Annotated in this window: 26 protein-coding genes and 2 tRNA genes; 11 read left to right on the forward strand and 17 right to left on the reverse strand. The window is 53.8% G+C overall.

The genetic code is table 11. The features are described from left to right. Positions 1–4: 4 nt before the first annotated feature. From ACLGE8_RS19050 to ACLGE8_RS19090, 9 genes are all read left to right on the forward strand, one after another. On the forward strand, positions 5–1,009 hold the full coding sequence (locus tag ACLGE8_RS19050) for a dihydroxyacetone kinase subunit DhaK (protein WP_411000462.1): 1,005 nt from the start codon (positions 5–7) through the stop codon (positions 1,007–1,009). Position 1,010: 1 nt separating this feature from the next. Next, on the forward strand, positions 1,011–1,640 hold the full coding sequence (gene dhaL, locus ACLGE8_RS19055) for a dihydroxyacetone kinase subunit DhaL (RefSeq protein WP_411000463.1): 630 nt from the start codon (positions 1,011–1,013) through the stop codon (positions 1,638–1,640). A 236-nt stretch (positions 1,641–1,876) separates the two neighbouring features. Beyond that, on the forward strand, positions 1,877–3,070 hold the full coding sequence (fabV, locus tag ACLGE8_RS19060) for an enoyl-ACP reductase FabV (protein ID WP_185669622.1): 1,194 nt from the start codon (positions 1,877–1,879) through the stop codon (positions 3,068–3,070). A gap of 422 nt (positions 3,071–3,492) precedes the next feature. Next, on the forward strand, positions 3,493–4,782 hold the full coding sequence (locus ACLGE8_RS19065; protein ID WP_411000464.1) for a glycosyltransferase family 2 protein: 1,290 nt from the start codon (positions 3,493–3,495) through the stop codon (positions 4,780–4,782). Beyond that, a complete protein-coding gene (locus ACLGE8_RS19070) occupies positions 4,779–5,468 on the forward strand; it encodes a methyltransferase domain-containing protein (RefSeq protein WP_411000465.1) in 690 nt (229 codons plus the stop codon). The genes ACLGE8_RS19065 and ACLGE8_RS19070 overlap by 4 nt, the downstream gene beginning before the upstream one ends. Next, positions 5,465–5,857 (forward strand): GtrA family protein, encoded by a 393-nt coding sequence (locus ACLGE8_RS19075; protein ID WP_411000466.1) that lies wholly within the window; start codon positions 5,465–5,467, stop codon positions 5,855–5,857. The genes ACLGE8_RS19070 and ACLGE8_RS19075 overlap by 4 nt, the downstream gene beginning before the upstream one ends. Continuing rightward, complete coding sequence (locus ACLGE8_RS19080) at positions 5,854–6,516, forward strand: class I SAM-dependent methyltransferase (protein ID WP_411000467.1); 663 nt, start codon at positions 5,854–5,856, stop codon at positions 6,514–6,516. The genes ACLGE8_RS19075 and ACLGE8_RS19080 overlap by 4 nt, the downstream gene beginning before the upstream one ends. Beyond that, positions 6,513–7,643, forward strand: a complete 1,131-nt coding sequence (locus ACLGE8_RS19085) for a glycosyltransferase family 4 protein (RefSeq protein ID WP_411000468.1) — start codon at positions 6,513–6,515, stop codon at positions 7,641–7,643. The genes ACLGE8_RS19080 and ACLGE8_RS19085 overlap by 4 nt, the downstream gene beginning before the upstream one ends. A gap of 29 nt (positions 7,644–7,672) precedes the next feature. Then, positions 7,673–9,373 (forward strand): hypothetical protein, encoded by a 1,701-nt coding sequence (locus tag ACLGE8_RS19090; RefSeq protein ID WP_411000469.1) that lies wholly within the window; start codon positions 7,673–7,675, stop codon positions 9,371–9,373. A 59-nt stretch (positions 9,374–9,432) separates the two neighbouring features. On the opposite strand, the gene ACLGE8_RS19095 is transcribed toward ACLGE8_RS19090, so the two are convergent. From ACLGE8_RS19095 to ilvL, 14 genes are all read right to left on the reverse strand, one after another. Further along, positions 9,433–9,699: an HPr family phosphocarrier protein gene (locus ACLGE8_RS19095; RefSeq protein WP_035896560.1), complete on the reverse strand. Its 267-nt coding sequence runs from the start codon at positions 9,697–9,699 to the stop codon at positions 9,433–9,435. Between the two features lie 16 nt (positions 9,700–9,715). Next, positions 9,716–10,357: a DAK2 domain-containing protein gene (locus ACLGE8_RS19100; protein ID WP_411000470.1), complete on the reverse strand. Its 642-nt coding sequence runs from the start codon at positions 10,355–10,357 to the stop codon at positions 9,716–9,718. 9 nt (positions 10,358–10,366) lie between these two features. Further along, the gene (locus ACLGE8_RS19105; RefSeq protein WP_411000471.1) at positions 10,367–11,377 is read right to left on the reverse strand and encodes a dihydroxyacetone kinase subunit DhaK; all 1,011 of its coding nucleotides are present in this window, start codon (positions 11,375–11,377) and stop codon (positions 10,367–10,369) included. Between the two features lie 45 nt (positions 11,378–11,422). Further along, positions 11,423–12,085: a class II aldolase/adducin family protein gene (locus tag ACLGE8_RS19110; RefSeq protein ID WP_411000472.1), complete on the reverse strand. Its 663-nt coding sequence runs from the start codon at positions 12,083–12,085 to the stop codon at positions 11,423–11,425. 103 nt (positions 12,086–12,188) lie between these two features. Beyond that, positions 12,189–14,252: a BglG family transcription antiterminator gene (locus tag ACLGE8_RS19115; RefSeq protein WP_411000473.1), complete on the reverse strand. Its 2,064-nt coding sequence runs from the start codon at positions 14,250–14,252 to the stop codon at positions 12,189–12,191. A 68-nt stretch (positions 14,253–14,320) separates the two neighbouring features. Further along, a complete protein-coding gene (locus tag ACLGE8_RS19120) occupies positions 14,321–15,724 on the reverse strand; it encodes a PTS galactitol transporter subunit IIC (protein WP_220439468.1) in 1,404 nt (467 codons plus the stop codon). Positions 15,725–15,769: 45 nt separating this feature from the next. Beyond that, positions 15,770–16,048 carry a PTS sugar transporter subunit IIB gene (locus ACLGE8_RS19125; RefSeq protein ID WP_035896401.1) on the reverse strand — a complete coding sequence of 93 codons (279 nt, stop codon included), beginning with the start codon at positions 16,046–16,048 and terminating at the stop codon, positions 15,770–15,772. A gap of 1 nt (position 16,049) precedes the next feature. After that, on the reverse strand, positions 16,050–16,565 hold the full coding sequence (locus ACLGE8_RS19130; RefSeq protein WP_411000474.1) for a PTS sugar transporter subunit IIA: 516 nt from the start codon (positions 16,563–16,565) through the stop codon (positions 16,050–16,052). A 247-nt stretch (positions 16,566–16,812) separates the two neighbouring features. Next, positions 16,813–18,357: a threonine ammonia-lyase, biosynthetic gene (gene ilvA / locus ACLGE8_RS19135; RefSeq protein WP_185669633.1), complete on the reverse strand. Its 1,545-nt coding sequence runs from the start codon at positions 18,355–18,357 to the stop codon at positions 16,813–16,815. A 2-nt stretch (positions 18,358–18,359) separates the two neighbouring features. Continuing rightward, entirely contained in the window at positions 18,360–20,210 is a 1,851-nt protein-coding gene (ilvD, locus tag ACLGE8_RS19140; RefSeq protein ID WP_411000475.1) for a dihydroxy-acid dehydratase, read from the reverse strand. Between the two features lie 65 nt (positions 20,211–20,275). Continuing rightward, positions 20,276–21,205: a branched-chain-amino-acid transaminase gene (ilvE, locus tag ACLGE8_RS19145; protein ID WP_035896405.1), complete on the reverse strand. Its 930-nt coding sequence runs from the start codon at positions 21,203–21,205 to the stop codon at positions 20,276–20,278. A gap of 17 nt (positions 21,206–21,222) precedes the next feature. Continuing rightward, positions 21,223–21,489, reverse strand: a complete 267-nt coding sequence (gene ilvM / locus ACLGE8_RS19150; protein WP_411000476.1) for an acetolactate synthase 2 small subunit — start codon at positions 21,487–21,489, stop codon at positions 21,223–21,225. Next, positions 21,486–23,132 (reverse strand): acetolactate synthase 2 catalytic subunit, encoded by a 1,647-nt coding sequence (gene ilvG, locus ACLGE8_RS19155; protein ID WP_411000477.1) that lies wholly within the window; start codon positions 23,130–23,132, stop codon positions 21,486–21,488. Before ilvG ends, ilvM begins: the two co-directional genes overlap by 4 nt. Positions 23,133–23,271: 139 nt before the next feature. Further along, positions 23,272–23,370: an ilv operon leader peptide gene (gene ilvL / locus ACLGE8_RS19160; RefSeq protein ID WP_001311244.1), complete on the reverse strand. Its 99-nt coding sequence runs from the start codon at positions 23,368–23,370 to the stop codon at positions 23,272–23,274. Between the two features lie 353 nt (positions 23,371–23,723). Here ilvL and ACLGE8_RS19165 point away from each other — a divergent pair, with 353 nt between their 5' ends. Next, a complete protein-coding gene (locus ACLGE8_RS19165; protein ID WP_411000478.1) occupies positions 23,724–25,244 on the forward strand; it encodes a YifB family Mg chelatase-like AAA ATPase in 1,521 nt (506 codons plus the stop codon). A gap of 24 nt (positions 25,245–25,268) precedes the next feature. Here the strand turns inward: ACLGE8_RS19165 and ACLGE8_RS19170 are convergent, their stop codons facing one another. Next, positions 25,269–25,607 carry a DUF413 domain-containing protein gene (locus ACLGE8_RS19170; protein ID WP_035896409.1) on the reverse strand — a complete coding sequence of 113 codons (339 nt, stop codon included), beginning with the start codon at positions 25,605–25,607 and terminating at the stop codon, positions 25,269–25,271. 118 nt (positions 25,608–25,725) lie between these two features. On the opposite strand from ACLGE8_RS19170, the gene hdfR reads away from it, so the two are divergent. After that, positions 25,726–26,550, forward strand: a complete 825-nt coding sequence (hdfR, locus tag ACLGE8_RS19175; protein ID WP_411000479.1) for an HTH-type transcriptional regulator HdfR — start codon at positions 25,726–25,728, stop codon at positions 26,548–26,550. Positions 26,551–26,644: 94 nt separating this feature from the next. Here the strand turns inward: hdfR and ACLGE8_RS19180 are convergent. After that, positions 26,645–26,720 (reverse strand) — tRNA-Trp (locus ACLGE8_RS19180). 63 nt (positions 26,721–26,783) lie between these two features. Then, positions 26,784–26,860 (reverse strand) — tRNA-Asp (locus ACLGE8_RS19185). Positions 26,861–26,872: the final 12 nt, after the last annotated feature.

Genomic DNA, 26,872 nt, shown 5'->3' on the forward strand with positions numbered 1-26,872 from the left:
GACGATGCAAAAACCCAAAAAGATCTTCAACAACACCGATAATATTCGTAACGAAATCATGGAAGGGCTGGTGTACGCCGGGCGCGGTAAGATCCACGCCCTACCGGAGTATTGCGCGATTTATCGTACGATGGCGCAAAACGGCCAGACCGTTATCGTCAGCGGCGGCGGCAGCGGCCATGAGCCGACCTTTGCCGGGTTCGTCGGCGAAGGCGGCATCGATGCCTGCGCGCTGGGCGAAGTCTTCACCTCCCCTTCTCCCGACCAAATCATTGAAGCCAGCCGGGCCGTACATCAGGGCAACGGCGTGCTGTTCCTCTACGGCAACTATTCCGGCGACGGCATGAACTTTGATATCGCGGCTGAAATCCTTGCGGAAGAAGGGATTGAGTGCCGAACCGTGCGCGCCACGGATGATATTGCCTCGGCGCCGCCGGAAAGAATGTCCGATCGCCGCGGTGTCGGTGGGCTAGCGTTTTTGTACAAGCTAACCGGTGCCGCAGCCCAGTTTGAGCACTACGCTCTGCCTGAGCTGGAAGCGCTGGCAATCAAAGCCAACCATAACACCCGCACCATTGGCGTCGCACTCAGCGGCTGCGCGCTGCCGCAGGCCGATGCCTTTAACTTCACGCTGGCCGATAACGAAATCGAGCTGGGCATTGGCATTCACGGCGAGCCCGGGCTATGTCGCATTCCGATGCCGCAGAGCGATGAGCTGGTTGAGATGATGATTGAACGCCTGTGCAACGACCTTCCTTTCGCCAAGGGCGACAGCGTGTGCGTGAGCGTCAACAACCTCGGTGCGCTAAGTAATACCGAGTTGATGGTGGTCACCCGCAAAGTCGGCATGGCGCTAGCGGCGCGCGGCATCGAAACCTACGACGTGCAGGTTGGCCATTTCTGCACCTCGCTGGAAATGTCCGGCTTTTCCCTGAGTATGCTGCGGCTGGACGACGAAATGCAGCGCCTGTACGACCACCCTATTCGCACCCTCGGCTGGAGAAACTAAGATGAATACCACACAATTTATCGCCTGCCTGCGGTACGTCTCTGAGGGGATGATCGCCAGTGAGCCGCGGCTGACCGCGCTCGATCAGGTGATTGGCGATGGTGACCACGGTATTGGCATTAAACGCGGTTTTACCGCGCTTAACGCACTACTCGCCGCACCTGAATTTACCGCTACCGATATTGGCGACGCTCTGCTGCAAAGCGGTACTCGCCTGATGACCAGTATGGGCGGCGCCTCCGGCGCGATTTTCGGCACCCTTTTCCGCGCTGGGGGTAAAGGTCTGGCTGGGCGCGCTGAGCTGGATGCCGCTACCCTCTCCGAATGGTTGGCGATCGGCTTGCAGGCCATCCACCAGCGCGGCGGTGCCGAGCCGGGGGACAAAACCATGGTCGATGCGCTGGCCGCCGCCGCCGAGTGCGCCAAAACGGACGTCGCGCTAGCGCTGCCGGAAGCCCTTAACCACTGCGCACAGGCAGCGATGGCAGGCGCAGAGGGAACCAGCGCGATGGTTGCCCGCTTTGGGCGGGCAAAAAATCTGGGTGAGCGGGCCATCGGTCACTGCGACCCTGGCGCAGTGTCGATGGCGCTGATCCTGCAGTTTATGGCGGAATTTACCCATCAGAACTAACCTGCAATAGCGCTCAACATCTACAGGGGCCATGTTTACGCATGGCCCTTTTCTGTCCTGCGGCCCGGCGTCTGACGGCTAAAATCAGTGGTAGATTCAGTATTGGCGCTCCTTTTCTGTATAATGTTGCGATCCATTGTAGTGGGGGGCTTGTTAACCATGTCGTTAAGCAAGCCAGAACAGACGGTGTCATTGCGCACTTGACAGCGAAAATACAAACTTAATTAGCCATCATTATGATAATCAAACCAAAAATTCGTGGATTCATCTGTACAACGACCCATCCGACTGGCTGTAAAGTCAATGTGGAAAAACAGATCGAGTACGTTAAGCAAAACGGGAAAATCGAGAACGGCCCTTCCCGTGTGCTGGTGATCGGTGCTTCCACCGGTTACGGCCTTGCATCCAGAATTTCCGCCGCCTTTGGCAGCGGTGCCGCCACTATCGGCGTATTTTTCGAAAAACCAGGCACGGAGTCCAAACCAGGTTCCGCGGGCTGGTATAACTCTGCCGCCTTCGACGAAGCGGCCAAGCGTGAAGGTCTGTATTCCAAAAGCATCAACGGCGATGCGTTCTCTGACGAATGCCGCGATGAAGTGATCAAACTCATCAAAGAAGACCTGGGTCAGATTGATCTGGTGGTTTACTCACTGGCTTCCCCAGTGCGTAAAATGCCAAAAACCGGTGAAGTCGTCCGTTCTGCACTGAAGCCAATCGGCGAGGTTTACACCTCTAAAGCGATTGATACCAACAAAGATCAGATCATGACCGCCAGCATTGAGCCGGCAACCGAAGAAGAAGTTCAGAACACCGTTACCGTAATGGGCGGCGAAGACTGGGAACTGTGGATGGGTGCGCTGAGCGAAGCTGGCGTGCTGGCTGAAGGCGTGAAAACCGTAGCCTACTCCTACATCGGTACCGACCTGACCTGGCCAATCTACTGGCACGGCGCGCTGGGCAAAGCGAAAGAAGACCTCGATCGCGCGGCGGGTGAACTGCGTAACCAGCTGGCTCCGCTGAACGGTTCCGCGAACGTTGCGGTACTGAAGTCCGTCATCACTCAGGCGTCTTCCGCTATTCCAGTGATGCCGCTGTACATCTCCATGGTCTTCAAGCTGATGAAAGCACAGGGGATTCATGAAGGTTGTATCGAGCAGATCAACCGTCTGATGACCACCAGCCTGTACGGCGATAAAGTGGCGCTTGATGACAACCAGCGTATCCGCATGGACGACTGGGAACTGCGTGAAGATATTCAGCAGGCATGTCGCGACCTGTGGCCGCTGATCACCACTGAAAACCTGGCGCAAGAAACCGACTATGCAGGCTACAAGCAGGAATTCCTGAACCTGTTCGGTTTTGGCCTCGACGGCGTGGACTACGATGCTGACGTGAACACCGAAGTCGAATTCGACGTGATCACGCTGTAATTTGTTGATGTAGTAACAAAAGCAGACCACTGATAAAGCCCTGGCTAAAAAAGCCGGGGCTTTTAACTAATAAGGTCTGGACTTAATAACAACCGCTCCTGTACGATTCAATCCAACTTCCAATATATAACGTCAATTAAGCACTGAATGGAATTAATAGCTTCATCCAGATTAACTATATATCAATGGATGACCTATATTTCTCCACAATAATTTACAGCATGAATTAAACGAAATACTTCCATTAAATAGTTAGAGACTATCCTAATAGACACCATTTTGCAGTCAGTTTAAACCTGGATACCTGATCCCAGCATACTGGTAGGCCAAGCCTCATAGGGCTTTAAGCGGTTATAGGTGGACGATAAAATGGCCCATTTGGATAGGCTCTGAATCCTGCTCATGGATTGGAGCTTAATATTATGCACTCAACAAACCTATATCATCCTGACCATTCAGGTAATTTATTAAGATCGCCTAAATATATTCAAGAACAGGTGACTCTCCCGCCAGGAGATATAACAACAGCGGATCACCGTCCCTTTGTTTCGGCAATCATTCCATGCCTGAATGAAGAAATGACGCTTGCCATCTGCATTAATAAAATAATGGCCGCCTTTGAGCGTCGAGGTATTCGAGGTGAAGTCGTCGTGGGGGATAATGGTTCAACGGACAAATCCGTTGAGATTGCCACATCACTGGGTGCCCGGGTTATTCACCAACCCGTCAAAGGCTATGGTGCGGCAATAAGCGCGGCTGCCCAAGCAGCGCAGGGTAAGTATCTCATCATGGCCGACGCCGATGACTCTTATGACTGGAGCCAAATTGATATTTTCGTTGATGCACTGGAAAACGGCGCTGACTTCGTGATGGGTAATCGATTTGCCGGAGGAATAGAACCAGGGGCTATGCCCCCTCTGCATCGCTATCTGGGTAACCCGCTGCTTTCGGGCATTGCCCGACTGCTTTATCACTCTCCTATTCGTGACTTTCACTGCGGGATGCGGGCCTTCACCCGCGAGGCGTTCCAGAAGATATCCGCCCACGCTACCGGTATGGAATTTGCCTCCGAAATGATCATTAACGCACATCGCGCAGACCTCACCATCCGTGAAGTGCCGATCAAGCTCTACCCGGATAAACGCAACCGCCCGCCTCATTTACGCTCATTTCGCGATGGCTGGCGGCACCTGCGCCTTCTCATTGCCCACGCCCCGGATAAGCTATATTTGATCCCCGGATTTACGTTGCTCCTGCTCGGAACAATCGGCCTTGCGCTGCTTGCTGCGGGCCCCATCGAAATCAACGGTCACTATTTTGGTATTCATTTCGTCGCCCTGGCAACCATGTCGACGCTCATTGGCCTGATCTCAATCCTGCTAGGCGTGCTAGCTAAGGTCGCTATCGCCATTTATCAACCCGTTGCACAAAGTCGGATGATTTGCTGGCTGAGACGAGCGCACACGCTGGAATGGCTGGTTTTCGGCGGCTCTGCTCTGGCCGTATCAGGTTTTTTTGCCGACCTCCTCCTGGCCTTTCAATGGCTTTTTACCCAAGGTTCAATGGAACAGTCGGTACATGTTGTTTTTATCATTAGCACCGTGTGTATCGCTGGTGTGCTAATGGTGCTGGCCGGATTCGTACTGCAGCTGCTGCTGGATATCCTGAATCGGCTTGATTCAAACTCATCAACAAAAGGATCGGCAGTATGAAAGGAAGCAGAGCCATCCCACGTATTTGGCATACTGACTGGCTGCTGCTACGAGCGCTGAGGCAACGGTTACGCGAGCAGGCAGAACGCCACGTTCAGCCCGGTACATTCATGGTCGACTACGGCTGCGGCGATACCCCCTATGCCGAGATGATGCGCCAGCTGAATATCGACTACTGCGGCGCCGATCTGGACGACAGCGGCACGCTCAAAATTGACCCACAGGGACGCATCCCTTTAGCGGATGGTGCCGCCGGAGCCGTGCTTTCAGTCCAGGTACTGGAACATGTCAGAGACCTTGATGCCTATTGCGCCGAGATTCGGCGTCTGTTAGCGGACGATGGCCTCTTATTACTCTCCACGCATGGAACCTGGCTCTATCATCCTCATCCCGAAGATCACCGCCGCTGGACCCGCACTGGTCTCATAGCCGATCTCGCCGATCGTGGGTTCGTGGTGGATGAAGTCGAAGCGCTGGTTGGCCCGTTAGCCACCACGACCATTATCCGCCTGACAGGGTTTGCTTTTTTCCTCCGTCGGCTCCCCATCATCGGTGGTATTCTTGCCTCTGGTTTAGCCATCATGATGAATCTGCGAGCGATGTTCGAAGATTATGTCACTCCAGCGCACATACGCCATGATAACGCCTGCGTATTTTTACTCCGTGCACGGAAAGCTCCCCGATGAAAATGCGTACCCCTTTCGCTTACCTCTGCGTATCGGGTAGTTGTTTCCTGGGACATAATGCCGTCATGGTTGTGGCGGAGCGTTTATGTGCAGCACTCTGGCTAGCCGTCCTGTTATCTTTCGCTGCCGTCGCTATCGTCGGTTATCTGTTGCATAGCTTATTCACGTTTAAACAGCCGCTGTCACTTTGTGCCTTTAGCCGTTACACCTTCAGCATGTTGCTGAATATCCCGCTGACATTTGCCACCACCTGGTTTTGGTATCACTGGTTGGGATTACCCATGCCCGCAGCTGCACCGCTTGCTTCGCTCTGCATGATCGCGCTGAATTTTCTTCTTAGCCGCTGGGCGATTAGTACTTCAGAACGCAATAAGGCCGTCCACATATGACTAACGCCCCTATAACCTCGCAGCATTTACAGAATATTTTGTCACGCTACCTCGCGATGTATCGCACAAAAACCCCATGCTACCAGGCAACAATGTTGAACAGCCTGGGGGCTGTCTGGAAACAGCACCATAAACGCGTGCTTGACGTTGGTGGCGGAACCGGCGTGATGGCTCAAGCGATGGCTGAACTTTTTCCAATCGATGAGGTTGTCTCGGTCGATCTCGTTGACCGTTTCTGCGCTTCGTTAACCATTCAGACGCAGCAATACGATGGCGCTACGCTACCTTTTGCGGATGGCACATTTTCAGCGGCAACGCTGAATAATGTCCTACATCACGTCCCCCTTGCTGCCCGAAGTGGGTTACTTCGGGAAATCGCGCGAGTCGTAGACGGCCCGCTGTATATCAAAGACCATGAGAGCGTTGGAAAATTGGATAACGCGCGACTGACGCTGATGGATGCAATAGGCAACATTCCATTCGGTGGCATGCTGTGGGCGCGTTACCTATCCCGCCGGGAGTGGGAAACGCTAGCCAGCGAGAGCGGCTATCGCATTATCGCACGTGCTGTACCGTTGCAATATCGCCGGGGCATCTATGCCCTCATCTTCCCCAACCGTCTGGAAATAACGATGCGGCTGGAAAAGGTGTCACCTTGAATATCCTGACGATAAGTCATTTCTACGAAGCGCACGGCGGCGGTATTGAACGCGTTGCCGGGCATTTATGCCACCAGTTCATCCAGCTGGGAGCAACGCCTCAATGGGCAGCCAGCGCCAGCGATGCTTTACCTGACGGTGACATCAAAACCACCGCGTTACGCTGTGTCGACCCGCTGGAAAAACTCACCGGCTTGCCCATGCCATTACCTGGCCCGGGGGCTATTTGCGCCCTCAGAGATGCGGTACGGCATAGTGATGCGGTGGTGATCCACGATGCGCTCTATATCACCTCAATCATTGGCATGATAATGGCCAAACTCCACGGGAAACCCGTTGTTCTGATTCAGCATATTGCCGCGATTCCTTTCAGATCCCCCGCGTTGCGCCTGCTTATGCAACTGGCTAACCAGGCCGTAACGCGCCCCATGCTATGGGCTGCTGATGTCCGAATATTTATTAGCGACACGGTTCGTCACGACCTGCTCGGAACCCCTGCACGCTATCCGTATAAATTGCTGTTCAACGGCGTTGATAGCACCCTCTTTTATCCTCCCGCCTTCGAGGAGGCCGGACGATATCCGCCGGCACACTATCACCTTCCACCCTGCGCACGGCGCATACTGTTCGTTGGCCGTTACGTTGAAAAGAAAGGGTTGTCGATATTACGCGCCCTGGCGGCGGCCAGGCCGGAGTGCCAGTTCTTACTGGTCGGAAGTGGCCCGCTTCGGCCTGCAGAATGGGGGTTAGGCAATGTGTACGACCTTGGCTTCCAGACCCCTACGGCCCTGGCGGAACTTTATCGCAGCGTGGATTTGCTGCTGTTACCTACCGTCGGTGAAGGCTATCCGCTCGTTATCCAGGAAGCGATGGCCTGCGGGCTACCGGTCATCTGCGGTGCCCCGGCGCATAGAGCCGATCCCAAGGCGGCAACGTGGTTACGTGGCGTGAACATAGACCTTAGCGATCCACAGGGTTCGGCACAGCGTTGTTCTGCCGCAATAGATAGCTGCGTGCTGGCCGCCCATGAACGTGAAGCGATGATTGGTTACGCCAAAGCGCGATATAGCTGGCGAACCATGGCACAAGAAATTCTGAGGCTGGCGCAAAGCGCGAGATGCAGATAGGGAAAATGGCGTCACCAGAAGAGATTAAAATGGATACACCCACTCAGCACGTTTTTCGCATCAACCCGCGTAGGTTAACGTCACTTCTTAGCGTCAGTATTGCCATTAAAGTGACGCTTATCTTCCTTTTTGCCTGGCATATTCACCTGATCATGGATGAATTTGCCCAGCTTGGTTACGCCAAGTATTTTGCCTACGGGCTATTTGACACTATTCAACCGCCAAAGGCGGTGGGCTTCGCGGTGTTTTATAAACTGGCCCATCTCATTGGGTGGGATGCCGCTTCGATTATTCTTGTCGCGCGAATGCAGACAGCCCTACTCGCCTGTGGAACCCTGCTGCTGGTCTACGCCTGCGCGCGTGCGCTAGGTGAGACGCGACTACGCTCACTTTTTATCATTCTCGTTTTACTGTGTTTTACTAATTTTATGGAGCGTATCTTCCGCACTCGTGCAGAACCCCTGGCGCTGTTTTTCGCGCTGGCTGCCGTTCTGGTTATACTTCGCGGCCATAGCCTCAATGCCAGAAAAATTTTCATCGCCGGTATCTTAAGCGGGCTGGCGTTTTTGGTGACCCAGAAATCCGTGTTCTTCAATCTGGCCCTTGGGCTTGGAGTAGTGATGGACGCGACCTTGCGCAAAGATGTCATCACAGCTATCGTCCGCGGCGTTTACTTAACCATGGGCTGGTTACTTCCCGCGATTGCCTATTGCTTTATTTTCGGCGGCAGTGACCCATTACGTATAGCTGAGAGTTTAATCTTTGGCCCAATGGAAGTAGCAGCAAGCGGCAGCGAAGCCTATAGCGGAGCGCTTCGCGTGTATGTCTTACAAACCCTGTTAGACAATACGTTTCTCTACCTGCTCTGTTTTGGCGGCATGATAATGGCGTTTAAACGCTGGGGTATCTCGAATGAAAAAACGCGCATTGCTCTGATATTTTCACTTGTCATGACCATACTGGTGTTCACCCATGACCAACCATGGCCCTATGTGTTTATTATGGCGCTACCGTTTATATCGCTCTGGTCTCTCATTCCGTTGGACTATTTCTTCGCCCAGAACGACAAGCCGATCCTGAGGTTATTTTTCCCTGCGGTGGCAACGTTCACACTGCTTTCAAGCTACTTCAGCGACTTTACCTACCTGAAAATTAACAACGTGAGACAGCTTGAAATGGTGACCAGAGCAGAAGCGCTGCTCAAACCAGATGAAAAGTATTTTGATGGTATAGGGATGCTACCCAACAGACTGGAGCCGACAACTCTATGGCTTGATACCTGGTATGTTTTAAAGACGTTGCAGGAAGGAAAAGAGTCAGAAGCCTGGCGGGTGTTTACCCAATCCCCGCCGAAAGTTATTTTATGGTCTTACCGGTTGAGTAATATCCATCCTGCTATCGCCGAAGTCATCGACAACAGCTATGTCCAGGTGGCGCCGAATATAAGGCTCGCGGGGCAACTGTTGCAGATCGGCCGCCAGGAAGAATTCAGGGTGCCACTGGCTGGGAAATATCAGCTGTACAGCGCAACTGGCGCACCCGTGTCAGCACAAATAAAAGTGGATGGAATGACGCTAGCGCCGCCCATTACCTTGTCGACGGGTCGCCAAACCATCACCTTACTTAATGGCCCGGAGAAAGCGCTACTGTTACCGGTAGGCACCTATGATGGCCTTTTCAAAGCCGGGGATGATGACAACACGCTGTTTGCTTTTACCTATAATCGTTGAGATTGACAAACCGCCGTGATTACGGCGGTTTTGGTGGGAGAATATTGGGTATTTCGGAGCTAATCGAAACCAAACCCTTCCGCGAACAGCACCTTCAGCTTCGCCATCGCCTCCTGCTCGTCGCTGCCGCTGCAAATGATCTCAAGCGATCCTCGGCCTTTGATCCCGGCACCCAGAATACTCATGATGCTTTTTCCCTTGATGGTTTTGCCATCGTAGATCATCTCGATCCGTGACTGGTACTGCGCGCACGCCTTTGCTAGCACGCCCGCCGGGCGGGCATGAATACCGTGTAGATTGCTGATTTTCACTACTTCTTTCAACATAATTGCGGTTCCTTACTTACTGTCCGTTTGCCGGGTACATCGCCTGAACGACGTTAAAATAGCCCTGGATCAAAAGCTGGGCGATCATCGCGCCGGGGTCGACGAACGCGCGGGATCGCTCACCGTGGATAGCCGCGCGCCCGTGCTTCGCCACCATCGTGGTGGTCTGCTGTACGCCCTGCTGCGCCGCTAACAACGCATCTCGTGCCACGCTCAGCGGCTCGCCCGGACCACGCAGCGCCACCAGCGCCGGAGCCATCCCATCAAGAAAGGTTTTTTCGCCCGGCTGCGCTTTGCCACGTAGCTGCACGCCATCAAACCAGGCCTGGAAAAAGTCGCCCGCATCCTGCAGCGTCATCGCCTCGCGCCCCTTAAAGACTTTCCCCGCCTGCATCAAGCCAGAGGCCATCAGCGTACCCATTGTGGAGGGAACCGCCGAGGACATCGCTTTACCCGCCAGATAGAAAAACCGCCCCAGGTCTGGTTCGTCGCTATGCTGTACATAGTCCGACGCCGCGGCAAAACCATCGCTCATGGTGAGGCCCAGATCGCCGTCGCCCACTACGCTGTCCAGTTCAGTCAGTACCGTTTTGTTGCCCTGCATCACCCGCGCCCACTCGGCAAAGAGCGGGCGTAAGCTCTCGCTGCTTAATGTCATAGCGCCTCCTTAGGCGGGAAACTGCCGGAACATCGGCGTGTCGGCCTGCGCGTTCAGCAGTGCCTTAAGCTCATCGTCTACCGGCATCAGGCTGATGGACATACCGGTCATCTCCATCGCCGTGGCGAATTCCCCCACCCACACGCGGAAGACGCGGATGTTGCTCTGCGCCAGAATCTGGTGCACGTGGCGATACATCAGGTACAGCTCTTCCAGCGGCGTCGCACCGAGGCCGTTAATCAGCACCGCCACTTCATCGCCCTGTTGGCAGGGAGAGTCGGCAATCAGCCAGGACATCATCTCTTCAGCAATATTTTCAGCACTCAGCTGCGGGCCACGGCGAATACCGCTTTCGCCGTGAATGCCCATGCCGATTTCCATCTCGTTGTCGCCAATATGGAAACCCGGTTTGCCGATGCGCGGCACAATGCACGGCGACAGCGCCACACCTAACGTGCGCACGCGGTCCCCGGCTTTCTGGGCGATACGCTGGACGGTATCGAGATCGTCCATTCTGGCCGCCGAGGCTCCGGCACATTTATAGACGAAGAAAATGCCCGCCACACCGCGCCGCGTGGTGGCACCACCGCCTGGCACAGCACCGGCGGAATCATCGGCAGCAACGACCGTGCAGGTCCGAATGTCGCTCTCCATGTCGGCCATATCTGCCGCCATGTCAAAATTGAAGATATCGCCGTTGTAGTTGCCGTACAGATAGAGCACGCCCGCACCGCTGTCCACCGCCTGCGTCACGGCGAGAATTTGCTCCGGCGACGGCGACTGGAACACATCGCCAATGGCGCAGCCGTCGAGCATGCCCTGACCAACGTAGCCGAGGAACAACGGCAGATGCCCGGAGCCACCGCCGGTGACTATCCCCACTTTGCCGGGTACCGGGCGCGCCGTAGCAAGGCAGTGCAGATCCTCATTCACAAAGCGGAATTTATCCGGGTGCGCCAGATAGATACCTTCCAGCATCTCCGGGATAAAGTCCTCCGCCTGATTTAGAAATTTTTTCATGCGTTCTCTCCATGAATATCCCCCCCGATAGGGCGGGCGCGTCAATTAGCGGGCAAATTTAATCTGCGACGGATAGGCCCAGCTTTGCAGTTCGTCTGGGGCGAAAGAGTCTGGCTCCTTACCGCCGTTAATCACCAGCGCGTGGTAGTAAATCTGCGCCATCTCTTCCAGGTAGGCTGATTTCAGCACCGCTTCATACGGGTCTTTATCCACGCCAATCGCGCCATGTTTTTCCATCAGAATGGCATCCGCGCGTTTGATCGGTTCAATCACGCTGTTGGAAAGATCGGGCGTACCCGGGCGACCGTACGGTGCTACCGGGATCACCCCGTCCTTCAGATTGAGGATCGCGCACTCATATACCACCGCCGGGATAGGCTTATTCAGCACGGCAAAGGAGGTGGCGTAGAGGGAGTGCGTGTGGGAAATGGCGAACACGTCCGGGCGCGCTTTGTAAATCTCGATATGCATCAGGCATTCGCTGGTTGGGCGCAATCCGGCTTCGCTTTCAATCACGTTGGCTTCAACATCCATCACCACGATATCGCGCGGCGTTAAATGCATTTTGTCGATAGTGGTTGGGGTCACCAGAATAAGTCCCGTCTCTTTATCCCGTACGCTTGAATTACCTGCTTTATGTTTACAGAGTCCCCATTGCTGAGCGGTTCTGGCCATTTCAACGACGTGTTTTTTCTGAATGTCTAACATAATATTTATCCTGTATACGGTGATAGGGGCGAGCGATGTCGCGACAATTATTGCCAGGAGATAACGTTGCAGTATTTCAGCTGCAACGGCGTTAAATTAATAATTACTGGTGAAGCGTAATTTCTTTTATCAGTTCATATTCATCCCGCGCACGGCGAATAACATTACTGCCATCATAGAATTCGAGAAATTCATTTAATTGCGCTAGCGCCTTAAGATGCTTTTGCGGATTATTCGTCGCCAGGACGATAATAATATCGGCCTGCATATACCCGGCGACATCAATCTTAGAAGGTAGACGTAATAGCGCTATCCCCGTGTCCAGCGCGCCATCGTCGACGCCAGCGTGGGCGATAATCACACCATCGGCCAGCATGATATACGGCTGCTCGTCGGCGATTTTATGCAACATAATTTGCAGATAGCGGGGTTCAATCACTTCGGTTTCCAGCAGGGATGCCGAAGCCTGGGAGATAGCCTGCTGCCAGCTATCAGGCAGCGAGGCAACAAACTGAACGTGCTCGGGCTGCAGTAAATCCGTTAGCGACGGCGTTGGCGGCTCAATGCTACTCACCGCGCCAACGGCGCTATTCTCATCGTAGATGTAGTTAGCGAGCGCGCGCTGTAACCCTTTGTGATCGATAATATTGCCGAATCGCTCAAAGATAAGCAGCAACTGCTCTATCTGAATAATATTCGGGTCAACTCCCTGTAACGCGCTGATCACGTGATTACGAAACGCATTCTTATGGATGCTGCCAATCGACGGATTCACCACAAACACCATCTTGCTGGTGTTGAGGTGCGTAGTTGAGAAGACCACATCGTAGTGCCCGGTATAGCGCTCAAACTCGCGACGCGACATCACCAGAGAAAAATGCAGTTCCGGGATAAGTACCTGCAGCGTCAGGAACAGGTAGGTAGAAATCGTAGCGCTGTTTTCACACACTACCACCGCCGTTTTCTGCAGCTTAATCTGGTGGATAACCCCTTCGCGGGTCAGCCAACCGCCAAAGAGAACCGTCAAAAACGCCATCTCTTCATCGGGGATTTCGCAGTGCAGCACGCTCTCGAACGGCACCACCGCACGGCGAACCATCTCGTGCAGATGGCTAAATTCCTTCATCACCAGGTCATAAACGCTGCTGGTATTGGTCAGATGATAGCGAATACGGTAATAGGCCGGTTTCCAATGCTGATAGATTTTTTCAATCAGCTCATTTTTCTCTTTAATGGTGACGCAGCTTATTTTTTCAAAGTTGTCGACTACCGCCACCACGCTTTCAAGCAGCAGCGTATCCAGGTGGAAATATTTATCGGCAATACTTTGAATATTGGAGCTTTGGATCAGTGCCGTCAGGAAAACCAGTTCATTTTCGCTATTGATATTGATTTTACTGATAACGCTTTGCATCAAGGTAAATTCTCTGCTGCCAATAATATCGGCGTAGCTACTCGGAATATTGACCAGACCTTTTCCTGAATCAATGCGATGCAGAACAAAGCATATAAAATAAATAAGTTCCTGAAGCTGGCGATCGGTAAATTGAATTTTAAAGCGCTTTTCAATTTCGCTGAAAACGTTGCCGACTTTTTCCAGGTAATCGCTCATTACATTGTTGTAGTGGGCGAGGATAGTTTTTGCGACCGGAATTTCCAGCACCCGGCGCAGGCAGTTCAGCAGCAGGTAGCGTTTTTCCAGCTCCTCGCCAAGAATATGGTAGCCGTTGCCCCGGTCGTAGCTTATCTCCAGTCCGTGCTCGATGACTTCAGTACGCACCTTTTTCAGGTCGTTGATAATCGTATTCTGGCTAACGCCCAGCGAAGAGGAGAGATGTAGCAATGACAGCCGTTCGCTGCGGGTCAGCAGCATAAAGATAATCATCTGTCCGCGTTCTTCTTCCGAATAGAGATAGCGGTGCTCGGTTTCAGAGGTCTGATTCTGACGAAAATGCTCAATCACATGGCGCGGGATATGCAGCTTCCCGGTTTTCAAACGGTTGATTCGGTCGAAATGGTTCGACTCCAGGTAGTCATTCACCTTTTTCAGCGTGTAGCTCAGCTGTTTACGCGTCAGGCAAAACTGCTCTTCAAGCTTCGTCCCCGTGATGCCGGGATCGTTCACAATGGCATCCAGCACTGCAACCACACGTTTATCCATAGCCATGCCAACTCTCCTGCAGTGAAAAGCCTGGCGGCGGCGCCTGCCGCCAGACATGAACATGAAACCCAGAATTACGCTTGCTGCACCTTCTCTTGCTGTTCGGCTTCCTGCTGCGCCAGATTGCTTTCACGACGCAGTTCACGGGAGTAGAAGAAGTAGCCGCAGCCCCACCACAGCGCGAACACCAGCGGGATAAAGTTGCCTTCCAGGAATTTGAACAGGAAGGAGAAGGCATAGGTAAAGACCGGGGCATCAATCGAGCTGTTCGAAATCAGCTGCCCTGCCGGTATAGTGATCGCTTTAGTGGCCAGACCGAGGTCGGTTATCATTGGCGCAAACTGCGTACCCACGAACAGGAAGAACGGCACGCCAATAATGCTCAGGATAACCATGCGCAGCGTGTTGCCGCGCGTCACCAGATAGGCTGGAACAATCAGCGCGATATTGATGATGCCGGCGAACGGCAGGATTTTATTGCCCGGCAGAATCAACGCCCACAGCAGGGTGAACGGGATGGCGACGATAATGGCAAACCAGATTTCGCTCGCGCCGCCCATAAACGGCCAGTCGATACCCACGAACAGCTTACGCCCAGAGAATTTCTTGTTCATATAGTCGCTGATGGCCTCAGAGATCGGCGACAGCGCCTGCATAAAGAGCTTGGAAATCATCGGGAACAGCACCAGCGCCGTTGAAGCCTGCACACCCAGCATCAGCGTTTTCGCGACGCTGTAGCCTGCAATCACCCCAAACAGGATCCCCAGAATAAAACCAATGATGTGGTTTTCAGCGAAGACCCCGACTTTGGCGCGCAGCGCGCTGGCATCCATCGGCTTATTGCAGACCGGAATTTTGCGCAGCAGCAGATCGAACGGGTAATAGATGGCACCAAAGAAGACCATTCGGTGGGTACAGGTCACGCCTGGGATCCCCGTGAGCTTCTCGATACGATGCTGGTGAATATCCCCCGCGTTCAGTTCCATAATGATCTGGAAAGCGGCAACGAGGAACGCCAGCACCAGACTCCAGACCGGGCCAAACAATGGGGTGGTGACGCTCACCACGATAAACGCGGTAAAGATTTTCCCCCACACGTTCCACAGGTCGGCGTTGAAGGTATTGGTCTTGTTCAGCATCAACATCACAATGTTTACGCCAACCTGAAGCGGGAACATGGCGAACGCATAAGGCCAGGCCCAGGAGATATTCGCCATCGTCGTCCAGCCGCCATCGACGATACTTAACTCAAGGCCGGTACGGTTCATCATGGTCTGCGCGGCAACACCGATGGCATCAACCATAAAGCCAATCAGCATGCTCATCCCGACGAAGGCGACGCCCAGCGTGATGGCCGCCGAGGCCGCATCGCGAAATTTCATCCGCACCACCAGCCCGGCTAATAACATAATAAAAGGCACAAAAACCGGCGCGCCTAAATTCAGAATATAATTTATGACTACACCAAGAAAGTCCATAGCACTTCTCCACTAAAATAATTATACGGATTAAAGAGCTACACCTTATTTACAGGCATCGATGACCTTTTGTAATTCCTGCTCCATCCCCATGCCGGTCAAAAAAGCAATCCCATTAATTACCGGGATAGGATATTGCTTATCAACTTTGGTGATGGCGATATAAGCCGCGCTGTCCTTTATATGACTATCAAGCGATTTCAGGTCGATGACTTCGACTTTGATATGCGACTGCTGACGTTCATTCAATAAGCGGGTCACTTTACTGGCAACCGTTTGTGAGGTAGCAACGCCGCTTCCACATGCAACAATGACTTTTTTCATCTTATAAATCCTTATCTAATTGCAGTCTTGATGTGAGGGTACAGAGAAAGGTTTCTACATCGTCTATTTCGCGTAGGGTCTGAACAACCTCTTCATCCGCAAGGCAGTCCATAAGCTTTTGCAGCGCCGTCAGGTGGCTGCTGTGGTCAACAAAACCAAGTAAAACAATAAAATGAACATAGAGCGTGTTGTCATCATTGCCCATTTCCTGCCAGGCAATGGGCGTAGACAACCGCGTTACGGAGATAAAAGGGCGAATAACGTGCTGAGGGTCGGTATGAGGAAGCGCGATGGCCACCGGCAGCGTTGGCAGCGCGGTAGGGTACGCTTTTTCACGGGCGATGATGGCGTCAAGAAAAGAGTTCCGGACATAGCCTTGCTCTTTCAGCAGCAAAAATATCGAAGAAAAAAAGTCCGTGGAATTATTATAATGTTTATCCAGAAATGTGAGCTGAGGCGTAAAATATTCACATCCTTGCGCACTTTCATTCGGGGCATCAATTATATCCGTTCTCATCCGAATATCCTCTCTAACCGCTAAGAATTAACTACAGGCAATGTTAATTCAGCAGCAGCGAGCGGGCGACAAATATTGCCCCCAAAAGATGTGCTCAGGCTGGCGCAACGCGGTGAGCGTTTTATTATGAATTACGTCACATTTTTATCGTTGAAATTCGTTGGCGGCGAAATAATTTGGCGGGTTACGACAAATAGAAAGGAGAACGAGAGATAACCCGACCAGGTTATCTCTCGTTAAGCGGTACTTAGCCCGCGAGGAAAAAGCGGAACGCGGGGTTATTGGTCTCGTTATGACAATCGTAACCCAGTTCGTTGAGTCGGGTTTCAAAGTCCGGCTCATTCTCGCCCAGCTCAAACGCCGCCAGCACGCGACCATAGTCAGTGCCGTGGCTGCGGTAGTGGAACAGGGAGATATTCCAGTGCGTGCCTAAGGTGTGAAGGAACTTCAGCAGCGCGCCCGGTGATTCAGGGAATTCAAAGCTGTAGAGGCGTTCCTGTAGCGGTTTAGACGGACGACCGCCAACCATATAGCGCACGTGCAGCTTCGCCATTTCGTCGTCGGAGAGATCCACCACGCTATAGCCGCCTTCGTTGAGCAACTGCAGGATCTCTTTACGCTCTTCCAGACCCCGGCTCAGACGGACACCAACAAAAATGCAGGCATTTTTCGCGTCGGCAAAACGGTAGTTGAACTCGGTAACCGAACGCCCACCCAGCAGCTGGCAGAACTTCAGGAAGCTGCCCTTCTCTTCTGGGATCGTCACCGCCAGCAGCGCTTCACGTTGCTCACCCAGCTCGCAGCGTTCAGAGACGTAGCGCAGGCCGTGGAAGTTAACGTTCGCGCCGGAGAGCACGTGCGCCAGACGTTCGCCGCGAATGTTGTGCTGGGCGATATATTTCTTCATCCCCGCCAGCGCCAGCGCCCCGGAAGGTTCCGCTACCGCGCGCACATCTTCGAACAGGTCTTTCATCGCCGCGCAGATTGCATCGCTATCGACGGTGACGATATCGTCGAGATATTCCTGACACAGGCGGAAAGTTTCATCACCGATACGCTTCACCGCCACGCCTTCAGCAAAGAGACCCACGCGCGGCAGGTCAACCGGATGACCGGCATCCAGCGCCGCTTTCAGGCAGGCAGAATCTTCGGCTTCCACCGCAATCACTTTGATTTGCGGCATCAGCTGTTTAATCAGCACCGCCACGCCCGCTGCCAGACCGCCGCCGCCAACCGGCACAAACACGCGGTCGAGGTGAGCATCTTGTTGCAGCAGTTCAAGCGCCAACGTGCCCTGCCCAGCAATCACCATCGGGTGATCGAAAGGCGGAACCCAGGTAAAGCCCTGCTGCTGCGCCAGCTCAATGGCTTTCGCTTTCGCTTCGTCAAAGTTCGCGCCGTGCAGCAGCACTTCGCCGCCAAAACCGCGTACCGCATCCACTTTGATGTCGGCGGTCGCGACCGGCATGACGATAAGTGATTTCAGGCCAAGGCGAGCGGAGGAGAACGCCACGCCCTGCGCATGGTTGCCCGCAGATGCGGTGATCACGCCGTGCGATTTCTGCTCGGCCGTCAGGCCCGCCATCATCGCGTAGGCCCCGCGCAGCTTGAAGCTGTGCACCGGCTGGCGGTCTTCGCGCTTCACCAGAATGACGTTATCGAGGCGCGAAGAGATCTTTTCCATTTTCTGCAGCGGCGTCACCTGCACCGCTTCGTAGACCGGTGCGCGAAGCACCGCTCTGAGATACTCGGCCCCCTCAGGGGAGCCGGATAGGGGTTGTGAATCTGCCATGATTAGCCACCCAGTTTCGATTTATCGCGTACGGCGCCTTTGTCGGCGCTGGTTGCCAGGCTAGCGTAAGCGCGAAGGGCAAAGGAGACCTGACGCTCACGGTTTTTCGGGGTCCACGCCTGTTCGCCGCGGGCTTCCTGCGCTTCACGACGTGCGGCAATTTCCGCATCGCTCAGCTGCAGTTGAATGCCACGGTTCGGAATATCGATAGCAATCATGTCGCCATCTTCGATGATGGCGATATTGCCGCCGCTTGCCGCTTCCGGAGAGACGTGACCGATAGAGAGGCCGGATGTGCCACCCGAGAAACGACCGTCGGTAATCAGGGCGCAGGCTTTACCAAGGCCCATCGATTTCAGGAAGGTGGTTGGATAGAGCATTTCCTGCATGCCCGGCCCGCCTTTCGGCCCTTCGTAGCGAATCACCACTACGTCGCCTGCGACCACTTTACCGCCGAGAATCGCCTCTACCGCGTCGTCCTGGCTTTCGTACACTTTCGCCGGGCCGGTGAATTTGAGGATGCTGTCATCTACACCAGCGGTTTTCACGATGCAGCCGTTTTCCGCAAAGTTACCGTACAGCACGGCCAGACCGCCGTCTTTGCTGTAGGCGTGTTCCAGAGAACGAATACAGCCTTCGGCGCGATCGTCATCCAGCGTATCCCAGCGACAATCCTGCGAGAATGCCTGAGTGGTACGGATGCCCGCAGGGCCCGCACGGAACATTTTTTTGACCGCTTCATCCTGGGTGAGGGTGATGTCGTACTGTTCCAGCGTTTGCGGCAGGGAGAGGCCGAGGACGTTTTTCACGTCGCGGTTTAGCAGACCTGCGCGGTCCAGCTCGCCGAGGATCCCCAGCACGCCGCCGGCGCGGTGTACATCTTCCATATGGTATTTCTGGGTACTTGGTGCCACTTTACACAGCTGAGGAACCTTGCGGGACAGCTTGTCAATATCGCTCATGGTGAAGTCGATTTCGGCTTCCTGTGCCGCTGCCAGCAGGTGCAGAACGGTGTTGGTGGAGCCGCCCATGGCGATATCCAGCGTCATGGCGTTCTCAAACGCTTCTTTGCACGCGATGTTGCGCGGCAGTGCGGATGCATCATCCTGCTCGTAGTAGCGCTTGGTCAGCTCAACGATGCGCTGGCCTGCGGTGAGGAACAGTTCTTTACGGTCGGCGTGGGTGGCCAGCAGTGAGCCGTTACCCGGCTGAGACAAGCCCAACGCTTCGGTCAGGCAGTTCATCGAGTTGGCGGTGAACATACCGGAACAGGAACCGCAGGTTGGGCAGGCGGAACGTTCCACCTGCTCGCTCTGCGAGTCAGAGACTTTCGGGTCTGCACCCTGAATCATCGCATCGACCAGGTCGAGTTTGATAATTTTGTCAGAGAGCTTGGTTTTCCCGGCTTCCATCGGGCCACCGGAAACGAAGATAACCGGAATGTTCAGGCGCAAAGAGGCCATCAACATCCCTGGGGTGATTTTGTCGCAGTTGGAGATACAGACCATCGCATCGGCGCAGTGGGCGTTCACCATATACTCGACGGAGTCGGCAATCAGTTCGCGCGACGGCAGAGAGTAAAGCATGCCGCCATGGCCCATGGCGATACCATCATCCACCGCAATGGTATTGAACTCTTTAGCGACACCGCCGGAGGCTTCGATCTGCTCGGCAACCAGTTTACCGAGGTCGCGCAGGTGCACGTGGCCCGGCACGAACTGGGTAAACGAGTTTACGACGGCAATAATCGGTTTACCGAAGTCATCATCGGTCATCCCGGTGGCGCGCCACAGTGCGCGAGCGCCCGCCATATTGCGGCCGTGAGTGGTGGTGGCGGAACGGTATTTAGGCATGCTTTAGTACTCCCAGTCTTTATCTTGTTAAATGGGGTGCTGCGTGACACCCCATCTTTTTATACTTATGGATTAACCTGATCCAACCAACCCCATTTATCTTCGGTTTCACCGGTAAAGAGGCCAAAGAATGCTTGCTGAACGCGTTTGGTGACCGGGCCACAGCGGCCTTCCCCTACCTGGATACCGTCGACGCTACGTACCGGCGTGATTTCAGCAGCGGTACCGGACATGAAGACTTCATCTGCAAGGTACAGGGATTCACGAGACAGCACCTGCTCGCGCACTTCAATACCGAGGTCTTTCGCCAGCTTGATGATGGCATCACGGGTGATACCCGGCAGCGCGGACGAGGTGAATGGTGGGGTAAAGATCACACCATCTTTCACTTCAAACAGGTTTTCGCCCGCCCCTTCAGACAAATAGCCGTTCACATCCAGCGCAATCCCTTCCTGATAACCGTGGCGGCGCGCTTCGCTGCCAACCAACAGTGAGGAGAGGTAGTTACCGCCCGCTTTTGCTGCCGTTGGGATGGTATTCGGTGCCGCACGGTTCCAGGAAGAGACCATGGCATCGATCCCCTGATCCAGCGCTTCTGCGCCCAGGTATGCTCCCCACGGGAACGCCGCAATGATCACGTCAGTGGTATAGCCATCAGGCGGGTTAACACCCATACCCACGTCACCCACGAAGACCAGCGGACGGATATAGGCGCTGGTCAGATTGTTTTTGCGCAGCACTTCGCGGCAGGCTTCCATCAGTTCGTCAACGCTCTGAGAAACCGGGAAGCGATAGATTTTGGCGGAGTCACGCAGGCGCTGCATGTGCTCACGGTGACGGAAAACAACCGGGCCTTTATGAGAGTCGTAGCAGCGGATACCTTCAAACACAGAGGTGCCGTAGTGCAGCGCGTGGGACATAACGTGTACTTTTGCGTCTTCCCAGCGCACCATCTCACCGTTGAACCAGATGTAATCCGCTTTTTTCGTCGTCATTTCTCTTCCTATTGCGCTCAGGCGCGAATCTGTTGTTGTGATGTGCTTGTACACTGCTGAACGGCAACCGAGGCCACGTCCACCAGTTTAGTTAATTGACTAAACAGTAAGTCGACCGACCGTGGGCTGGCAACGGTCAATTCGATATTTATGTTCTGTGCATCGCTCGCCGTTTCCATATTCATCGCGCAAATCTGAAAGCCGCGATGACGAACCACACGTAAGACGCGTTCTAAGGTTTCCGGGTTGAAGCGGGCCTGCACGTTGACCTGATGTTGCATCATGATAATTTCTCCAGCATTTGTGAGTTGCTGGCGCCAGGCGGCACCAGTGGCCAGACATTCTCAAGTTCGTCGATTGAGACATGAAGCAGGTACGGGCCTTCGCTTGCGAGCATAGTGTCGAGTGCCGCTTCTACCTGGTCTTTACGGGTGATGTGTTGGCCAGGGATGCCGAAGGCGCTGGCCAGCGTGAGAAAATCGGGGTTATCGGTCAGGGTGGTTTCGCTATAACGTTCCTGGAAGAACAGCTGCTGCCATTGTCGAACCATCCCTAACCGCTGGTTGTCGAGCAATACGATCTTCAGCGGCAACTGCTTGCGTTTTACGGTGCCCAACTCTTGTACGTTCATCATGAAAGAGCCGTCACCGGAGATACAGATAACCGTATCGTTCGGGCGCGCTACCTGTGCGCCAACGGCTGCCGGCAGACCGAAGCCCATGGTGCCTAAACCGCTTGAGGTGATGAAGTTCTCCGGGCGGGTGTAGGTCATGTGCTGAGCGGACCACATCTGGTGCTGGCCAACGTCTGTCGTCACCACGCTTTCCGCCGGTTTACGATCGGAGAGCTGTTTCAGCAGCAATGGCGCGTAGATAGCCTCGCCCGGATGGTCATAACGCCACTCATGCTCGGCGCGCATCGCCGCGTTATGTTCACACCAGGCATCGATCGTCAGCGGCTGCTGCAGCGCAGACAGCAGTGCATTCAGGTCGCCCTGCAGGGCAACGTGCGCCTGGCGCAGTTTGTTCATTTCAGCCGGGTCGATATCCATATGAATAACTTTGGCGTGCGGGGCGAAGGTGTTCAGCTTGCCGGTCACGCGGTCATCGAAGCGTGCGCCAACGGCGATCAGCAGATCACACTCTTGGACCGCCAGGTTGGCCGCTTTGGTGCCGTGCATGCCCAGCATACCGAGGTAGTACGGATAATCAGCAGGAACCGCGCCCAAGCCTTTCAAGGTGCAGGTCGCTGGCATATTCGTGACTGTCATAAACTCACGCAGAGCGGGAACCGCCTGCGCCATCCCCACGCCGCCGCCGACGTAAAGCATTGGCTTCTGGGACTCAGCCAGCATCTGCTGCGCCTGTGCCATTTCGCTGTACGGGAAACTGTCGTCACTTTCTACGGTGGAGAAGTACGGATCCAGATCGCCCTGTGCAATCTGAATATCTTTAGGAATATCAACCAGAACCGGGCCAGGACGGCCTGAGTTTGCCACCTGGAAAGCTTCAGCGATTACGCGCGGCAGCTCTTCCAGGGATTGCACCAGGAAACTGTGTTTAGTGCAGGCCAGAGACAAACCGAGGACGTCCACTTCCTGGAAGGCATCCGTACCGATAAACGGTGCGGCAACCTGGCCGGTGATGGCAACAACGGGAACGGAATCGAGCAGCGCGTCCGCCAGGCCAGTGATCAGGTTGGTTGCACCTGGGCCTGAAGTGGCGATACAGACGCCGGTTTTACCGGTAGAGCGGGCATAGCCAATGGCCGCCATCGCCGCGCCCTGCTCGTGTCGACACAGCAGGTGCTCTACGCCGCCGTCATACAGAGCGTCGTAAACTGGCATAATGGCACCGCCTGGATACCCAAATACCGTTTCGACTCCCTGCGCTCGCAACGCATGTACCACCCACTGTGCGCCATTCATAGTTAGTTCCCCGCCTTAGATCGTAAGAAACAGAATTTTGTGCTACTCGTCATTCTCTGCTCCTCGTTATTGTTTTTTAGTCATAAAAAAACCCCCGGACCTTTCGGTGCGGGGGTCTTAGTTCGTTAAGGCTTGATTTCTAAGCCTTTCCTCGTCCAAGTGCAGCCCCGCACGGTGGGATAATAATCACCACCACGCTAATCACGACCAGGCTAATCACTCGTAGAAGGGCTGTCATTTTTGTCTATTCTTGCATCTTGTTCGAAGGAATACCTACAGAGTTACCACAGACATCACAAAAAGCACAAGTTTTTTTTATGACACCATTGATTACCATGCTAAGAATTATTAGAAAAAGATTTGTTTTATATAGAAAAAATATGAAATGAAAATATTTCACCATCTGACGTTCACAATCGGTAAAAGCGGGTGGTGCAGGGCGATAGCGTGAAAAAATGCGGGTGCGCTTCCGTGAAAAATGAAAATGCATGAAAAGCAGTAAAAATAGCAGAATAAGACGCGTAAATACGCGAAGTAACGGATTAATACAACAGTACGCCGATGCATAATGTCCTTCATCAGGGAGGAGTTATGTCACTATCCATCGTCTATACGCGTGCAGCGCTCGGCGTGAATGCGCCACTTATTACCATTGAAGTACATATCAGCCAGGGGCTGCCGGGGCTGGTGATGGTGGGTCTGCCGGAAACGACCGTCAAAGAGTCTCGGGATCGGGTTCGTAGTGCAATCATCAACAGCGGTTATACCTTTCCGGCGAAAAAAATCACCATCAACCTGGCGCCCGCCGACCTGCCGAAAGAAGGTGGTCGATATGATTTACCTATCGCTATTGCGCTCCTGGCGGCTTCTGAGCAGCTTAGCACCCAGAAACTGGGCCAATATGAGTTCGTGGGTGAATTGGCGCTTACAGGTGCGTTACGCGGCATTTCTGGGGCCATCTCTGCGGCAATGGAGGCCATAAGCGCCGGGCGACAGATAGTACTCGCTGAAGACGATGCCCCATTGGTTGGGCTGCTCGGCGGCAATGATTGCCTTATCGCCAGCCATCTTCTGGAGGTTTGTGCGTTTCTGGAAGGGAAGCAGGAACTGCGGTTTCCACCCGAGGAGCCCCCCGTCATTACTGAAGCCGTTAACGACCTGAGCGAAGTCATCGGGCAGCAGCAGGGGAAGCGCGCGTTAGAGGTGACGGCGGCAGGCGGGCATAATTTATTGCTTATTGGCCCACCGGGCACCGGAAAAACCATGCTTGCCTCCAGGCTCAGAGGACTGCTACCGCCGCTCAACGATCGCGAGGCGCTGGAAAGCGCCGCTATCATCAGTCTGGAAAATAGTCGCCGCGTACAGGCTGAGTGGCGCTGCCGACCTTTTCGCGCGCCGCACCATAGTGCTTCTTTAACCGCGATGGTGGGCGGAGGATCAATACCTGCCCCTGGTGAGGTCTCGCTGGCCCATAACGGTATTCTGTTTCTGGATGAACTACCGGAGTTTGAACGCAGGGTGCTAGATGCATTACGGGAGCCTATCGAGTCGGGCAAGATCCATATTTCACGGACACGCGCCAAAATCACCTATCCTGCTCGCTTCCAGCTTATTGCTGCCATGAATCCCAGCCCGACCGGGCACTATGAGGGAAAGCACAATCGCTGCACGCCAGAACAGACGCTGCGTTATCTCAATCGTCTGTCAGGGCCTTTCCTCGACCGTTTCGATTTATCGCTTGAGATCCCCATGCCTCCGCCAGGATTGCTAAGTCAGCCCGTTCGTCACGAAGAAAGTAGCCAGGTGGTACAACGTCGCGTGATTGCTGCCCATCAGCGCCAGTTTTCCCGGCAGGGAAAGCTTAATGCCCATCTCGGTAGCGGCGAAGCAAGAGTACATTGTGTTCTCTGCGATGAGGATTCGCGCTGGCTGGAGCAGACGCTCACGCAGTTGGGGCTTTCCATACGCGCGTGGCAGCGGCTGCTTAAGGTTGCGCGTACGTTGGCCGACATGGAGGGAGTTGACGTCATTGAGCGTCGACATTTGCAGGAAGCGTTAAGCTACCGCGGGATTGACCGCATGCTCAGCCACTTGCAAACCTTACTGCAATAAAAAAGGGGCCGGAGCCCCTTTTTCTTAATCGTCGCTTTCAGTGTAGTCGTCAGCGCCTTCCATCTGCGGTTTACCACCGGACAGCGTATGGAAACGCTTAGGACGCTTAATGCGAGTCACATACTTGTGCCATACGCGTTCAGCTTCTGAAGCCGGTTCACGCTCGCCGCGACATACCGCTACGAACTGATGTTCCTCATCGGTTGCTGGCTCACGCTTGCCAAGATCGAGTTCGTTAAAGGCAAAGCCATAACGCTCCAGTAGCTGCGCCTCTTTGATGGTGAAGTCACCATGACGAGAGAACCCGCGCGGATAATTTTTATTATCGAAAAAACGATTAGTCGTCGTAAAGCTTTCCGCCATCCTACACGCTCCTAATTCTTTGGCCGAGCTATTTATGGCGCGGAGTATTAGATACGCTTGACAGAGTGTAAAACAAAAGATTTAAATCATTACGACAAAAAATTTTGCGGAGAAAGCTGTGGATACCGAATTGCTGAAAACTTTCCTCGAAGTGAGCAGAACTCGCCACTTCGGGCGAGCCGCAGAAGCGCTCTATCTGACACAATCTGCGGTGAGCTTTCGTATTCGTCAGTTAGAAAATCAGCTTGGCGTTAATTTATTTACCCGTCACCGCAATAACATACGGCTGACGGCTGCGGGAGAAAAGCTGCTCCCTTACGCAGAGACGCTGATGAGTACATGGCAGGCCGCGCGTAAGGAGGTCGCCAGTACCTCACGACATAACGAGTTTTCGATTGGTGCCAGCGCTTCGCTGTGGGAATGCATGCTCAATGAGTGGCTAGGAAGACTCTACCAGGCAGATGATGCCCTGCAGTTTGAAGCGCGAATTGCACAACGGCAGTCGCTGGTGAAGCAACTGCATGAGCGCCAGCTCGATCTGCTGATCACCACCGAAACGCCAAAGATGGATGAATTTAGCAGCCAGTTACTAGGATATTTCACCCTCGAATTGTTCTGTGCGTCACCGGCCACTATCAAAGCCGATCTGAATTATCTTCGCCTCGAGTGGGGGGCAGATTTTCAGCAGCATGAAACCGGGCTTATTGCCAGCGATGACATTCCGTTATTAACCACCAGTTCAGCTAGCCTGGCCTATCGACAACTGCTGCCGTTAAAAGGGTGCACCTGGTTGCCAACATCATGGGCTCAGGAGCAAAACGGTATATATCCGGTTGCAGATGGTTCATCAATTACACGGCCTTTATACGCGATCTGGCTGCAAAATAGCGACAAACAGGCGCAAATTCGCGACATTTTGAAAAATAACGTTTTTGATGAATAGGGAATAATGAGCGGCCCGGAGTGAATAGCGATGGGCCTTTAGAAAGGCAAATTTTGAGCAAAAAAAATCCTTTGCCTAAGCAAAGGATTATATATGGCAGGGGCGGAGAGACTCGAACTCGCGACACCCGGTTTTGGAGACCGGTGCTCTACCAACTGAGCTACGCCCCTAAAGACTTCTTAATTTTTCTTATCATTAAGCCTGCTAATGTAGCAGGCTTAATTTTAAATAAGTGGCGGAACGGACGGGACTCGAACCCGCGACCCCCTGCGTGACAGGCAGGTATTCTAACCGACTGAACTACCGCTCCACCGAATTTCTT

Origin of the sequence: Kluyvera sp. 142486 (assembly GCF_046569695.1) — a bacterium.
In the GTDB taxonomy this organism is placed as follows: Bacteria; Pseudomonadota; Gammaproteobacteria; order Enterobacterales; family Enterobacteriaceae; genus Kluyvera.